General features: G+C 68.3%; 17 protein-coding genes. 9 read left to right on the plus strand and 8 right to left on the minus strand.

The genetic code is table 11. The features are described from left to right. The first annotated feature begins 85 nt into the window (after positions 1-85). The 3 genes from ACWZHB_RS14605 (at position 86) to ACWZHB_RS14615 (ending at position 3,092) form a co-directional block, all read left to right on the plus strand. Positions 86-802: a metal-dependent hydrolase gene (locus tag ACWZHB_RS14605; protein ID WP_427908483.1), complete on the plus strand. Its 717-nt coding sequence runs from the start codon at positions 86-88 to the stop codon at positions 800-802. Between the two features lie 236 nt (positions 803-1,038). After that, positions 1,039-2,295, plus strand: coding sequence for an esterase/lipase family protein (locus ACWZHB_RS14610; protein ID WP_427908484.1), 1,257 nt, complete (start codon positions 1,039-1,041; stop codon positions 2,293-2,295). Continuing rightward, positions 2,292-3,092, plus strand: a complete 801-nt coding sequence (locus ACWZHB_RS14615) for a HugZ family pyridoxamine 5'-phosphate oxidase (protein WP_427908485.1) — start codon at positions 2,292-2,294, stop codon at positions 3,090-3,092. The genes ACWZHB_RS14610 and ACWZHB_RS14615 overlap by 4 nt, the downstream gene beginning before the upstream one ends. Here the strand turns inward: ACWZHB_RS14615 and gloA2 are convergent, their stop codons facing one another. The 3 genes from gloA2 to ACWZHB_RS14630 form a co-directional block, all read right to left on the minus strand. Then, entirely contained in the window at positions 3,093-3,494 is a 402-nt protein-coding gene (gene gloA2, locus ACWZHB_RS14620) for an SMU1112c/YaeR family gloxylase I-like metalloprotein (protein ID WP_427908486.1), read from the minus strand. Continuing rightward, the gene (locus ACWZHB_RS14625; RefSeq protein ID WP_427908487.1) at positions 3,485-3,835 is read right to left on the minus strand and encodes a hypothetical protein; all 351 of its coding nucleotides are present in this window, start codon (positions 3,833-3,835) and stop codon (positions 3,485-3,487) included. The genes gloA2 and ACWZHB_RS14625 overlap by 10 nt, the downstream gene beginning before the upstream one ends. Positions 3,836-3,916: 81 nt before the next feature. Next, positions 3,917-4,501 carry an HdeD family acid-resistance protein gene (locus ACWZHB_RS14630; RefSeq protein WP_427908488.1) on the minus strand — a complete coding sequence of 195 codons (585 nt, stop codon included), beginning with the start codon at positions 4,499-4,501 and terminating at the stop codon, positions 3,917-3,919. Between the two features lie 161 nt (positions 4,502-4,662). On the opposite strand from ACWZHB_RS14630, the gene ACWZHB_RS14635 reads away from it, so the two are divergent. Further along, a complete protein-coding gene (locus ACWZHB_RS14635) occupies positions 4,663-5,637 on the plus strand; it encodes a glycosyltransferase family 9 protein (protein ID WP_427909167.1) in 975 nt (324 codons plus the stop codon). On the opposite strand, the gene ACWZHB_RS14640 is transcribed toward ACWZHB_RS14635, so the two are convergent. Then, entirely contained in the window at positions 5,619-5,957 is a 339-nt protein-coding gene (locus ACWZHB_RS14640) for an ArsR/SmtB family transcription factor (RefSeq protein ID WP_427908489.1), read from the minus strand. The genes ACWZHB_RS14635 and ACWZHB_RS14640 overlap by 19 nt on opposite strands. A gap of 183 nt (positions 5,958-6,140) precedes the next feature. On the opposite strand from ACWZHB_RS14640, the gene ACWZHB_RS14645 reads away from it, so the two are divergent. Then, the gene (locus ACWZHB_RS14645) at positions 6,141-6,902 is read left to right on the plus strand and encodes a M23 family metallopeptidase (RefSeq protein WP_427908490.1); all 762 of its coding nucleotides are present in this window, start codon (positions 6,141-6,143) and stop codon (positions 6,900-6,902) included. Positions 6,903-6,911: 9 nt separating this feature from the next. On the opposite strand, the gene ACWZHB_RS14650 is transcribed toward ACWZHB_RS14645, so the two are convergent. Beyond that, entirely contained in the window at positions 6,912-7,814 is a 903-nt protein-coding gene (locus ACWZHB_RS14650) for a LysR family transcriptional regulator (RefSeq protein WP_427908491.1), read from the minus strand. An 89-nt stretch (positions 7,815-7,903) separates the two neighbouring features. Between ACWZHB_RS14650 and mqo the strand changes: the two genes are divergently transcribed. Then, positions 7,904-9,346 carry a malate dehydrogenase (quinone) gene (gene mqo / locus ACWZHB_RS14655; protein WP_427908492.1) on the plus strand — a complete coding sequence of 481 codons (1,443 nt, stop codon included), beginning with the start codon at positions 7,904-7,906 and terminating at the stop codon, positions 9,344-9,346. Positions 9,347-9,402: 56 nt separating this feature from the next. Here mqo and ACWZHB_RS14660 read toward each other — a convergent pair whose 3' ends face one another. After that, a complete protein-coding gene (locus ACWZHB_RS14660) occupies positions 9,403-10,005 on the minus strand; it encodes a TetR/AcrR family transcriptional regulator (RefSeq protein ID WP_427908493.1) in 603 nt (200 codons plus the stop codon). Positions 10,006-10,118: 113 nt separating this feature from the next. Between ACWZHB_RS14660 and ACWZHB_RS14665 the strand changes: the two genes are divergently transcribed. Continuing rightward, complete coding sequence (locus ACWZHB_RS14665) at positions 10,119-10,970, plus strand: SDR family oxidoreductase (RefSeq protein WP_427908494.1); 852 nt, start codon at positions 10,119-10,121, stop codon at positions 10,968-10,970. Between the two features lie 104 nt (positions 10,971-11,074). Next, complete coding sequence (locus ACWZHB_RS14670; protein WP_427908495.1) at positions 11,075-12,085, plus strand: hypothetical protein; 1,011 nt, start codon at positions 11,075-11,077, stop codon at positions 12,083-12,085. A 15-nt stretch (positions 12,086-12,100) separates the two neighbouring features. Here the strand turns inward: ACWZHB_RS14670 and ACWZHB_RS14675 are convergent, their stop codons facing one another. Continuing rightward, positions 12,101-12,427 (minus strand): hypothetical protein, encoded by a 327-nt coding sequence (locus tag ACWZHB_RS14675; RefSeq protein WP_266289836.1) that lies wholly within the window; start codon positions 12,425-12,427, stop codon positions 12,101-12,103. Positions 12,428-12,633: 206 nt separating this feature from the next. Here ACWZHB_RS14675 and ACWZHB_RS14680 point away from each other — a divergent pair, with 206 nt between their 5' ends. Further along, positions 12,634-12,969 carry an RNA polymerase-binding protein RbpA gene (locus ACWZHB_RS14680; protein WP_067453486.1) on the plus strand — a complete coding sequence of 112 codons (336 nt, stop codon included), beginning with the start codon at positions 12,634-12,636 and terminating at the stop codon, positions 12,967-12,969. A 182-nt stretch (positions 12,970-13,151) separates the two neighbouring features. Here the strand turns inward: ACWZHB_RS14680 and ACWZHB_RS14685 are convergent, their stop codons facing one another. Further along, the gene (locus ACWZHB_RS14685; RefSeq protein WP_427909168.1) at positions 13,152-13,931 is read right to left on the minus strand and encodes an ABC transporter permease; all 780 of its coding nucleotides are present in this window, start codon (positions 13,929-13,931) and stop codon (positions 13,152-13,154) included. Positions 13,932-13,995 lie beyond the last annotated feature (64 nt).

Genomic DNA, 13,995 nt, shown 5'->3' on the forward strand with positions numbered 1-13,995 from the left:
TGGCCCAACGATCCAGGCGCGCCCCGCATTCCAGCGCTGTCCACGGCATATGCGCCAAAGTAGTGACTTACTCTAACGTTGCGGGGTGCTAGGACATTCACATGCGACGAGTGGGGCGCTGGCCTGGGCCGGTACTGCCGCAGCGTTACCACTCACGGTTGCCGCTTTCCCTCTGTTCGACAGCGAGACAACGAAATTCGGCATCGCCGAACTCATCATCGGTACGTTCCTCACCGCGGGCGCGGCGCTGTTGCCGGACGCCGATCATCCGAGCGGCACCATTTCCCACGTGCTCGGGCCGGTGTCACATCACCTGTGCCGCTTGATCTCCTGGGTGTCGGGCGGGCACCGGCACGGAACACATTCGCTGCTGTTCGTCGTCGCGGCGATCGCGGCCACCTGGGCGGGCGAGCACTACCTTGGGCGGCCGTTCACCTTGAGCCTGGTGTTCTTCCTGCTCGCGCTGGCGGTGCGGTCGCTGCACCTGTGCCCACCGGGGAAGAGCGTGCGGACGTACGGCACGGTGGTTGTGCTGGCATCGGCGGGAACTTTCGCCGTCGATCATTGGATCGTCGATCGACCGGTGTGGCTGCCGATCTGCGTCGGGCTGGGGTGTCTGGCGCATCTGCTGGGCGACTGCCTCACCGATCGGGGCTGCCGGCTGTTGTGGCCGTTCCCGTTGCGCACGCGGGTTCCGCTGATCGAACGCACCGGCAATCGGGTCGAAACCTGGTTTCTCTCCCCGCTTTTCGTCCTCGGCACGATGGGTGCGCTCTGGTACGCGATCATGCACCGGCCGTGATCACCGGGACGGCGGTGCACGCGACCGCCGTCCCGAACCCGACCGGCCCCTCCCCTGCCAGGCCGGCGTAGCCGGTCTTTCCGCATAGTCGTGGCAAACACATATTTTGATGCGCATATCTCTGTATCTCGATGCGATTCGTGTGCACCACAGCCCGAAAGGCCGGGCATCGTCGCTGGTCACAGAACGCGCCCCGGACACAGCGACATTCGGTGCACAGTTGTACTCTCAACCACGTGACGGAGCAGCTCCCCCAACCCCAGGCCGAAGTACAGGCACTCACACGCCTGGCCGGTGACGAGTTCGCCGGCGCGGTCGAGGGGATCGCAGCGATGCACCGCGCCATCTCCGACCGGGTGTTCGCGGCGATTCGGCTGGGCGTCGGACCCGCCGCCGCTCCGGTGAAGACCGTGCACGACGCCATCACCGATGGCGTGTACGCGGCCGTCAGCGGCACCGGATTCGTGGTCGGCGAAGTGGCGAGCGCGGTCCAGCTGCCCGGCGTCACCGCGCCCTCGCGCACCGTGTGGGGCGCGGGCATCTTGGCCGCGATCCAGGGTCTGATCGGTGACACGCTGGCAGACGAGAAGCCGATCCTGTCCTCCCCCATGACTTTTCGCGTCGACGGCGTCCCCGTCCCACCCGAGGAGTTCGCCGCCCACGTCCCGGTACCGACCACCCGGCTGGTCGTGCTCCTGCACGGACTCGTGGAGACCGAACACGCCTGGCGCCTCGGCGGGCGCCCCACCTACGGCGAGCGCCTGGAAGACGATCTCGGCTACACCCCGATCTACGTCCGCTTCAATTCCGGCCTGCACATCTCCGAGAACGCCGCCCAGCTCAACGCCTTGCTCACGCGCCTGGTCGAGAGCTGGCCGATGCCGGTCCACGAGATCTGCCTGATCGGGCATTCGATGGGCGGGCTGGTCATGCGCAGCGCCTGTCATCAGGCCGAGGAGTCGGGCCAGGCGTGGGTGCGCGCGGTGCGGCAGGTGGTGTGCCTGGGCTCCCCGCACCTGGGTGCACCGCTCGAGCAGTTCGTGCACTACGCGTCGGCCGCACTCGAGCTGCTGCCCGAGACCCGGCCGCTGAGCACCCTGTTGCGCAGGCGCAGCGCGGGCATCAGGGACCTGCGTCAAGGGTCGCTGGTCGACGACGACTGGCGCGACCTCGACGTGGACACCCTGCGCGCGCGGGCGATCAAGGAAGTACCGCTGCTCCCCGGCGTCGATCACTACTTCGTCACCACGACCATCACCCACAGCCCGAAGCATCCACTCGGCGTGATCATCGGCGACGGCATGGTCCTCGCGGGCAGCGGCTCGGGTCGCGGACGCACCAGACGTCTCGACTTCGACGCGGTCAACGGCTTGCACATCCCCGCGGCGAACCATTTCAGCCTGCTCAATCACGACGCGGTCTACGAGGCGCTGCACAGCTGGTTGGCGAGCATGCCCCGCCGTTCGCGTCCGGTGGATACGCTGTGGCCATGACTCTCGACCACGGCGACCCGGGCGACGCACCTGCCATTCCGCTGCCGACCGCTCCTCTGGCCAACGAGGCCCGCCCCTCGCCGGCCGAAGAAGCCAGAACGATTGCGGCGGGCACCAATACCGGCACCCTGGCCAGCCTCACCGCCGACGGCGCACCGTGGGCATCGTTCATCACCTACGGATTGCTCGACGGCGCACCGGTGCTGAGCGTGTCGCGCCTGGCCGAACACGGCCGCAACCTGGCCGCCGATCCACGCGCCAGCATCGCGATCGTCACGCCCGACATTCCGGCCGATCCGCTCGCCGGCACCCGGATCACCCTCGCCGGACACGTGGAGCAGCCGACCGGCGCCGAGGCCGAAGCGGCCCGCGCGGCACACCTCACCGCGATCCCGGCGGCCAAGTACTACATCGACTACAGCGACTTCACCCTGTGGGTGCTGCGGATCGAACGGGTGCGCTGGGTCGGCGGCTACGGCCGGATGGATTCGGCCTCGGCCGCCGAATACCTTGCCGCACAGCCGGACCCGATCGTCGCGCACGCAGCACCCGGTGTCGCGCACCTCAACGCCGACCACGCCGAAGCACTGCTGGCGATGGCCCAGCAGCTGGGCGGCTTTCCCGACGCCATCGCCGCCACCTGCGAGAAGGCCGACCGCTACGGCCTCGATCTGCGGGTGGAATCACCGCGCGGCGTGGCACTCACCCGAGTCGGTTACGCCGCACCGCTGCAGGAGATCAGCGAATTGCGCGCGGCGACAGTCGAACTCGCGCGGCGGGCGCGCGCGACGCACTGATCACGCCTCGTACAGCTCGAGCGGCAGGTCGTCCGGATCGAAGAAGAAGGCCATCTGCTTGCCGGTGTGCTCATCGGTGCGCAGTTCCTCGGTCCGGACACCCCGTGCTCGCAGTTGCGCGAGCGTGGCAGCCACATCGGTGACGGCCAGCGCCAAGTGCCGCAAGCCTGCCGCCTCCGGCCTGCTCGGGCGTGCGGGCGGGTCGGGGAACGAGAACAGCTCGATCCGGATCCCGTCGGCCAGCGCGATGTCGAGCTTCCACGAATCGCGATCGGCACGGTAGTTCTCGTCGAGCACGGTGCCGCCGAGGGTTTCGGTATAGAAACGCTTCGAGCGGGCGTAGTCGGTGGCGATGATCGCGGCGTGGTGGATGCCCAGAAATCGCACGCCGGTCACGTCCACAGGACCGCGACTCCGACGTTCACGATCGCGAGTCCGCCCGCGGCGTCGGTCATCCAGTCGATCTGCTTGCCCCGCTTGGCATCGCCTCTGCCCATTTCGGCGAACGCGGCCACCGCGACCGAGATGACCAGCTTCACCGCCAGTTTCGTCGTATCCGGATCCTTGTCGAGCGAGTCGACTCCCGAGGCCAGCCCGGCCAGGATCACCCCGGTGATCAGCTGCGCGCGAGCGCCCCACACCATCAGCTCCGACACCACCGGACGCGACGCGACATAGCCACCGACCACCGCGGCCATGCCGAGCAGGTGGGTGACGACCACCAGGTCGTAAACGAATTCCATGGGTTCGAAGCGTAGTTCAGACGACAGCGGCCGGTGCCCGAAGGCACCGGCCGGATCAGACGAACTTTCCGTGGGGAGGATTCAGCCCAGCTGCTCGTCCAGTAGGTGCGAGTCCTTGCGGATGCCGAAGGCGGTGATGATCTCCATGACGCCGATGATGATCAGGAAGATGCCGACCACCAAGACCAGCGTGGCGATGGAGCTGATCGGCCACACGATCAGGATGACACCGGCCAGCGCGCTGATGACGCCGTAGAAGATCTGCCAGCCGCGGCCGGGCACGCTCGGCTCCGCGATCGCGGCGAACAGCACCGCGATGCCACGGAACAGCCAGCTGATACCGATCCACAACCCCAGCAACACAATCGAGGCGAGGTCGTCGCGGAAGCAGAACACACCGATGATGAGCGACAGCACACCACTGATGAAGGACAGCACCCGGAAGCTGGTGCTCGGCAGATGGGTGAAGGCGGCGATCAGCTGGAAGATGCCGCTGACAACCATGTAGATGCCGAACAGAATGCCCGCCACGAACAGTGACGGACCGGGCCACACGAGCACGATGATGCCGAGGACCACCGCGAGCAGGCCGGTGACCAGAACTGTTTGCCAGGTTTTCTTGGCAAGAGCCGTAAACGGGCTCCCTAGCACGGTATTTGTCGTCATGACGAGATGTTATGCCCGCTCGCTCTGGTTTTCCGGGCATTAGCTGGGCCCGTCATCGTGTCGCGCCCGAGGCGCGCGCGGTCGGCGGGCACGAATGCGGCTCGTCACATCGTTGCCCTCGCGAAAGTTTGGTCGGCGACAGTCCCGGGTAGATGAAGAATGTGTCGGTTGTACTCGTGCTGCAAGCTCGGGGCCTCGGTGAGCTTCTCTCCGCGGTCCCGGCTCTGCGTGCCCTGCGCCGGGCCGAACCGCAGAGCCGGATCGTCCTGGCGGCGCCACATCGGCTGGAGCAGATCGTCGACCTGATCTCCTCGGTCGACGAACTCGTCGCCATCGCCGATCCGGCCGCCTTGATCTGGGATGGACCCGCGCCCGAATTGGCGGTGAACCTGCACGGCCCCGACGGCGCCAGCGCGCGGGCACTGGCCGATACCGGGGCCGCGCGGATCATCGGTCATCGCACGCCCGCCCTGCCCAAGCTCGCCGGTCCGCGCTGGGATCCCGAAGCGCATGTGGTCGACCGGTGGTGCCGGCTGCTCGAAGGTGAGGGCATCGACGCGGATCGGCGCAACCTCGGGTTGGTGCCGCCGGTGGCCTCGATCAGCCGCCGCGATTGCGTCGTCGTCCACATCGGTGCGGGCGCGCCCGCGCGCCGGTGGCCGCCGGAACGGTTCGCCGCGGTGGTGCGGCACCTGCTGGTGCTCGGCCGCGACGTGGTGCTCACCGGCGACCCGTTCGAACACGACATCGCCCGGCAGGTGGCCGCACAGGCGGGCCTGCCCGACGACCGGGTCCTCGCGGGTCGGCAGAACCTCACCGATCTCGCGGCCACGGTCGCCGAGGCCGCGCTCGTGATCAGCGGCGATACCGGTGTCGCGCATCTGGCTACGGCGTTCGGCACCCGCACGGTGCTGCTCTTCGGCCCGACCCCACCGCGCCGTGGCGGGCCGCCCGCGCACCTGCTCGGCAGGCACGCGGTGCTGTGGGCAGGACAGGTCGGCGATCCGGACGGGCTGTCGACCGACCCCGGCCTGCTGCGGATCGGGGTACCCGAGGTGATCGCGGCGGTGGACATGCAGCTGGACAAGCAGGCCTGGGCCGAGTCGGGTCGCTCGCGCTATCGCCGGGTGGGTTGAGCCGGGTCGGCATCGGTCGCCTCCCGCAGGGCGGCGGCATGGGCGGCCAGGGCGCTGGGCCAGTATTTGTCGAGGTAGTCGCGGGCGTCGTTGAGGCCGCGGGGGTCGAGGGAGTAGAGGTGCCTGTTCCCGTCGCGGCGCATGCGCACGAGATGGGCTTCCCGCAGGACGCGCAGGTGCTGCGACGCGGCTGAGCTGGTGATACCGGTGGCGGCGGCGAGGTCGGCTACCGAGCGTGGACCCTGCGGCAACGATTCGAAGATCGCGCGCCGGGTGGGGTCGGATAACGCTGTGATAGCTCGGACTCCGTTAGCGTCCACTGAATCAGTGTCCCCGGGAAGCGGAGTTTCGGCAACGATCTTGCACGGCGACATTTCACCCGGTGAGTCCCCGGATGCTGATATTCGTTAGGGTATTGTTATAGATCAACTGGCGTTATAGCGGTTCGTGATCGCAACCACATCATTCGCGCCGAAGGTTACGGTTTAGCTACGTTCATAACCATGTTCGTGACCAACCCGTTATCTGCTCGAGTCTCCGACGCCTTCGCAGGCCGTTGGGGAGGCGTTGTCGCGGGTGCGGTGGCTTTGTCCGCACTCGTGGGTACCTCCGTCGCCACTTTCAGTGCGCCCGAGAGCCCTGTTCCCACTTCCACGATCGCCGCGGACGCCACCGAGGCCATCAACAGCGGCCAGTCGCCGTACCGCTTCACCGCGTACACTCCCGCCGAGGCCCAGGGCCCGCAGGGCCAGGCCCCCGTGTCCGCCCCGATCCCGTGGGAGGAGCACCGCGAAGCGGTGGCGCTGGAACTGCCGCAGCTGCCGTTCATCGCTCCCCCGCCGCCGCCGCGCCCGCAGACCGTCCGACCGGTCAACGGCCGACTGACCTCCTACTACGGCGCCCGCTGGGGCACCGCGCACAACGGCATCGACTTCGGCGACCCGATCGGCGCGCCCGTTTTCGCCGTCACCGACGGTACCGTGATCGAGACCGGGCCGGCCTCCGGCTTCGGTCTGTGGGTCCGCGTCCAGCAGGATGACGGCACCATCGGCGTGTTCGGCCACGTCAACGACATTCTGGTCGCCCCCGGCCAGCACGTGAACGCCGGTGACACCATCGCCACCGTCGGTAACCGTGGCAACTCCACCGGCCCCCACCTGCACTACGAGGTGCACGTACCGGACGGCTCGCTGTACGGCGCCCCGATCGACCCGCACCCGTGGCTCGCCGCGCGTGGCGTCGATGCCGGCGTCGCCCAGGACTGATACCCCCGCTCACCCACTGATCGCCGCCCGGCGCGCGATCAGAAATTCCCGAAGCCGCGCGACCGCGAGCGTCGAGTCATGGTCTCCCGAGACCAGGCCGACCTCGCGGTCGCGTTCGCCATCGATGGGTATCACCACCAGATCGGGGTTCGCGACTTCGGCGGCGGGCAGCAGCGCGACGCCCTGTCCCAGCGCGACCAGTGCTCGCAAGGTTTCGAACTCGGTGATCTCGAAGACCACCCGGGGGGTGAAACCCGCTGCGGCACACCAGGTATCGAGCAGTGTGCGGAGCTGGTAGGCGGGCGGGTTCGCGATGAACGCCTCGCCGGCGAGGTCGGCGAGGTCGATGCGGGTGCGTCCGGCCAGCCGGTGGGTTTTCGCGACGTGCAGATCGATGCGCTGTCGGCCGAGGTCCACCGCGGGCAGGTCGCCGGGCGGCGGAATCATCACCGCCAGGTCGAGCCGGCCGTCGCGTACCTGTTCGGCCAGCGCCTCGCCATGTGCCTGCACCAGGTGCAGCCGGATCCGTGGCGCGCGGGTGTGGAACTGCGCGAGCAGCGTGGGGATGCTGACCGGGCCCAGCGTGAGCGGGAACCCGAAACGGACCAGCCCGCTCTCCGGATCGGCGTCGGCGCGAACCCGCGCGATGGCGTCGTCGAGGCCGCGCACCAGCTCGCGCGTGCGCGCGTAGAGATCGCGACCCTGCGGGGTGAGGGCGACCCCGCGTCCGACCGGCTGGAACAGGACCACCCCGAGTAGGTGCTCCATCGTCTTGATGCGGCGGCTGAGCGAGGACTGCGGCACCCCGAGCCGCTCCGCCGCCCGCGTGACGTGACCTTCTTCGGCGGCCGTGACGAAGGCTGCCAGCAGCGGAGCGACCGCCTGCGCTCCCACGTCGGCGGAATCATCCATATCCGGATCATATCTTCGGCGATTCCGTGTTGGACGGATGACTGCTCCCGGCGGGACGATAGCGGTACACAGCTCACGGGAGGTTCGACATGAACGACACCACACCCACCAGGCCCGAAACCGGCAGTGGCGAAGACATTCTCGACGCGGTGCTGATCGGCGGCGGCATCATGTCCGCCACCCTCGGCGCGCTGCTGAGCACGCTCGCGCCGGACTGGTCGATCGCGCTGTTCGAGCGGCTCGGCGAACCGGCGGCCGAGAGCAGCCATCCCTGGAACAACGCGGGCACCGGGCACTCGGGAATGTGCGAGCTCAACTACATGCCCGACCCCGGCGACGGCACCAAGGCCGCGGGTATCGCCGATCAGTTCGCGCTCTCGCGCGGGTTCTGGTCCGCGCTCGCACATCGTGGCGAACTGGAGCCCGCTGACTTCCTCACCCCGGCACCGCACGTCACCGTGGTGTTCGGCGAGCACGATATCGCCTACCTGCGGCAGCGGTACGCGACGCTGCGGGAACTGCCTGCCTTCGCCGAGATGGAATACACCGAGGACCGTGCGGTGATCGCACAGTGGGCGCCGCTGCTCGTGCGCGGCCGGGCCGACAGCGAGGCGATGGCGGCCACCCGGCACACCGCGGGCACCGATGTCGACTTCGGCGCGCTGACCAGGTCATTGCTGTCGACGATGCGGGGCGCGGGCAACGCGGTGCGGATGCATCGCGAGATCACCGGGCTCGCGCGTGGCAAGGACGGGCTCTGGACCGTGCGCGGACGCGATCTCGACAGCGGGCGGCGATTCGTCGTGCGCACGCGGTTCGTGTTCGTCGGCGCGGGCGGCTACGCGCTGCGGCTGCTCCAGCGGGCAGGCCTGCCCGAAGTGCGCGGGTACGCGGTGTTCCCACTGGGCGCGCAATTCCTGCGCACCGACAACCCCGATGTCGTCGCCGAGCACCACGCCAAGGTCTACAGCCAAGCCGCCCTCGGCGCCCCACCGATGTCGGTCCCCCATCTGGATCGGCGCGAGGTCGACGGCACGGGCGCCCTGCTGTTCGGCCCCTACGCCACCTTCAGCACCCGCCTGCTGCGCCACGGCAAACTCACCGACCTGTTCACCACCCTGCGCCCGCACAACATCATCCCGCTGGTTGCGGTCGGCCTCCAGAATCTCGGCTTGGTCCGCTACCTGATCACCGAACTCCTGGCCTCCCCGCGCCGCAAGTTCGCCCAACTCCAACGCTTCTACCCCACCGCCGACCCCGCCGACTGGACCCTGATCCAAGCCGGACAACGCGCCCAACTGGTCAAACCCGACCCCCAGCGCGGTGGCGTACTCGAATTCGGCACCGAATTGGTGACCGGCGCCGAGGGCACCATCGCCGGCCTGCTCGGCGCCTCCCCCGGCGCGTCCATCGCACCGTCGATCATGCGAGACCTGCTGGACCGCTGCTTCCCCGAACGCCGCCACGAGTGGGCCCCACTGCTCGCGCAATTGCTGCCGGCTGTCGGCTCGACCACCGAACCAGTCTCGTAAGCTATTGCCGGACAGGCGAATCCGCACCTCGACAGCAGTCGGGGTGCGGGTCTCGGTCAGCGTGGGGCGGCCAGGAGAGCGCCGACGAGGCGGTGGGTGCGGGCAGTCATCTGAGCGCCGCTCTGGTCGGGGTGACGCAACCACCACAGCACCAGGGAGGTCACCGCGCCCATCCAGACATCGGTCAGCGCGGAGACATCCGTCGGGTCGGTGAGTTCGACGGCGCTGATGGCGTCGGCGACACCGCGGGCGGCTTGCGCGGCGATGCGGCGGCGGGCCGCCCGGACAGCGTCGGCGGCGGGGCCGTCGTCGGGGTGGGAGCGGTCGAACAGCACGGTCCAGTCGTGGGGGCGAGGTTCCAGGGCGGCGAAGATCGCGTCGAGGGTGCGTGCTGCCTTGCCGAGACCATCCGCGCCGGCGATGGCGGATTCGATCGCGTCGAAGAGCAGGGCGGCCGCGCGGTCCACGCAGGCGATGTAGAGCCCGTCTTTGGACTGGAAGTAGGTGTAGACCAGCGGCTTGGACACCCCCGCGCGGTGCGCGACATCGGCGAGCGAGAGCCCCGCGTAACCGACGCGGCCGATCTCGGCGACGGCCGCGTCGAGGATCTGCTGTTCGCGCTCGGGACGCGGGACGCCCTTGGTACCGGCTGTGCTCACCGGTCCATCCAACCATCGACCCCCGTGCCCGTTGACACCCAATTGACTATTTTGTAATTTACTATTGAGTAAATTAGTGCTCGTCCCCGCTGTTCGACTCGACAGGAGTCCCCGTGTTCGCCCAGGTCGCACAATCGGTGCTGCTCAACCCGCCCACGCTGCCCCGCTTGCTCGCGCGATTGGTTCGTGACGAACAGCACGAGATCGCGGGAAAGACCGTGGTGTTGACGGGCGCCTCGTCGGGAGTCGGCAAGGCCGCGGCGCACGCACTCGCCCGGGAAGGCGCACGGGTGGTTCTCGTGGCCAGGAATGCCGAGCCGCTGGCCGCGGTGCGTGACGCGGTGCGCGCCGAAGGCGGGGACGCCGAGATGATCACCTGCGACCTGGCCGACGCCGAGCAGAACGACGCACTGTCGAAGGCCCTGCTCGAGCAGTTCGGGACCATCGACGTGCTGGTGAACAACGCGGGCCGGTCGATCCGCCGGGGTGCTGCCGACGCCACCGATCGGTTCCACGATTACGAGCGAACCATGGCGCTGAACTACTTCGGGGCGACGCGGCTCACGATGGGCCTGCTGCCATCGATGCTCGACGCCGGTACCGGACACATCGTGAATGTCGCGACGTGGGGTGTGGCCGCCGGGTCGATGCCGCTGTTCACCGCCTATCACGCGTCGAAGGCGGCGCTCGGCGCGTTCGGTCGCAGTCTCGGCGCGGAGACCAGGCGGCGCGGCGTGCACGTCACCACCGTCGGGTACCCGCTGGTGCGCACCGAGATGATCGCGCCCACCGGCAAATACGACGACGCGCCCGCGCTGTCGTCCGAGGGTGCCGCCGACTGGATCATCACCGCGATCCGGACCCGCCCGGTCGAGTTGTACCCGACCTACACCCGGGTGCTGCAGGCACTCGCGCTCGTCTCGCCCCGTGCGGTCGATGCCGCGATCTGGCGGATGGGGATCTGAGAAAACCCCTAGAACCAGGGTAGGCCGACCCGTACCCCGGTATCGGAGACGAACCGTTCCGCAGCGGGACGTGATGTGGCGCACCGGATTTCTACCTTCGATCCATGGCGACGATCGACCTCACCCACACCCTGTCCCGGATCGGGTTCCGCACCGCGAACGATGCCACCGACCGCACCCCCTGGCACGGCCCACTGCTGCTGAATTCGGCGCTCATGGCCGCACTGGTCCTGGTGTCTATGGTCGGGATGGTGGTCGACGATCGGCTGCTGCTCGGCGAGTCCGTGTGGCTCAAGCCGGCCAAGTTCGGCCTCGCCTTCGCCCTCTACGGCGTGACCCTGGCCTGGATTCTGCGGCTGCCCCATCGCGGGCGGCGAGCCACCTGGTGGCTCGGCACCGTCTTCGCGGTCACCGGTGTCGCCGATGTCGGGTTCATCGCGCTACAGGCGGCACGCGGGACGTTCAGCCATTTCAACGACTCCCCCGACCCGGTCAACGAGATCGGGCAGCTGGTGTTCACCTCCGGCGTGCCCGGTTTGTTCATCGCGAATCTCGTACTGGCGGTGATCATTTCGTGGCAGAAGCTGGCGGACCGGCCGACCAGGATCGCGTTGAAGGCCGGCCTGTGGCTGGCGGTGACCGGGATGGCGCTCGGCTATCTGATGGGGTTCACCGGGCCGCAACTCGTCCGCCAGTCCGACGGCACCGTGGTGGGGCTGGTCGCCGGGCACACGGTGCGGCCCGGTGATACAGCACGTGACAGTGCCGCGGGCATGCCGATCACCCACTGGAGCACCACCGGTGGCGACTTGCGCATCCCCCATTTCGTCGGCCTGCACGGTATCCAGGTGCTGCTGCTGCTCACCGTCGCCCTGGTCGCCCTCGCGCGGCGTTACTCCTGGCTGCGGACCGAAACCATCCGCACAGCCCTGCTCGTGGTCGCTGCCGCAGGCTACTTCGGCCTACTCACCCTCGTGGTCTGGCAGGCCCTCCGCGGCCAGGCACTGACCGACCCCGACCTCGCGACCGCCGGTGCCGCGACCGCGCTGGCGGTATTCGTCGCCGGGGGTGTGGCGGCCGTGTACCTGCGGGCCAGAGAGTCCGCGGCGATTTAGCGTCGACTCCCGCGTTCAGCGAAGACGTTCGGCTTCCCTGGCCAACTGCACCAAGGTGGCACTCAACTCCGCGAGCTCCCCTGGTGAGGCACCCTCGCCCACCGCTGTCGCCACGTCCTCGGCCGCACACCGCGCCGCGAACCACCGATCGGCAAGATCGGCGGCCTCCTGCGCGGTCAGCACGACAGCGTCCTCGGGAATCCCGGTCCCCTTGAGACTGCTGCGGTGCTCATAGGCACGTTGACGGCACGACTGTCGGCAATAACGGCGACGCCGCCCCGACTCCGAATCCACGATCTCCCGCCCGCACCACAGGCAGGACAGCAGGCGACTGCGCGACATGATCCGAAACCCTATCGGCCCGCGAAACAATTCGCCGGTTCAGGTCTCGCTGAGCGGGCATCCTCTCGATACCGAGCTACTGACGGCGCCGATTCGGGGGTCGCTCGGCTGATGTGGCCGGGCGACTACAATGGAACAGTTCAGACTTCCCGTGCGTTGAGGTAGTACGAGTTGCGGCACCAGCCGCCGAAATTACAGGAGCACACATGGCAGATCGCGTACTCCGGGGCAGCCGGCTCGGAGCGGTGAGCTACGAGACCGATCGCGACCACGACCTGGCCCCGCGCCGGATCGCCCGCTACCGCACCGACAACGGTGAGGAATTCGACGTCCCGTTCGCCGATGACGCGGAGATCCCGCCCACCTGGTTGTGCCGTAACGGCCAGGAGGGGCAGCTCATGGAGGGCACCTCCGTGGAGACCAAGAAGGTCAAGCCGCCGCGCACCCACTGGGACATGCTGCTGGAACGTCGCAGCAAGGAGGAGCTCGAAGAGCTGCTCAAGGAGCGACTCGACCTCCTGAAGACCCGCCGCCGCGGATAGGGAATGTGAACGCACGACGCCGAAGGCCGCCTACCCGATTCGGGAAGGCGGCCTTCGGCGTTCTCGTTGTTCTCGGCGCGCCTCCGCCGATGGACTGACCGGAGGGTGCGACGAAGGAGTACCCGTAGGGAGGGAAGAGGCGGAGTTCAGCGCCGAGAACCGCGGCACCAGCCGCCGACAATTCAGTGGCTGGCGACCTTGCGGTACTGCAGGAGGGCCGCCGGCATCGCGATGGCGAGGATGACCAGCGAGCAGATGATCGCGTAGAGGATGCAGTTCTCCGCGGCCCAGCCCGTCGCGGGGACGAAGCTGGGCGGTGAGTCGTTCTCGAAGAGCTTGCGGCCCGCTGCCGAGACAGCGGTGATCGGATTCCATTCGGCGATGGCGCGCAGGGGCCCTGGCAGGGTTTCGGCGGAGATGAACGCCGAGGAGATGAACGTCAGCGGGAACAGCCAGATCAGGCCCGCGCTCTGCGCCACTTCCACCGTCGGGGAGACCAGACCGGTCAGGGCGCCGACCCACGACATCGCGAACGCGAACAGCAAGATGATGGCGAAGGCGATCACGGCGTCGCCGAAGCTGCCGTGGATGCGCCAGCCGACGATGTATCCGCAGATCGACATCACGCCCAGGCTCACGATATTGACGACCAGGTCCGAGAGCGTGCGCCCCATCAGCACCGCCAGCCTCGACATCGGCAGCGTGCGCATTCGGTCGATGATGCCCTTCTGCAGGTCACCGGCCAGGCCGACGGTGGTGAACGCGGCGTTGAACGCCACGGTCTGGGTGAAGATGCCGGCGAGGAGGAACTCCCGGTACTGATCGCCGCCGAGTGAGGCACCGAAGATGTAGGCGAACAGGAACACGAACATCAGCGGCTGGATGGTGGCCGTGACCAGCAGCGTCGGCACCCGCAGGATGGTCAGCAGGTTGCGATAGGCGACGATCGCGCTGTCGCGCACGAATCGGGCCTTCGGTGCCGAATCCTCGGGGGCCGATGGCCGCGGGGTTGCCGGCTGGATGGGC

It is taken from the genome of Nocardia sp. FBN12 (assembly GCF_054031145.1).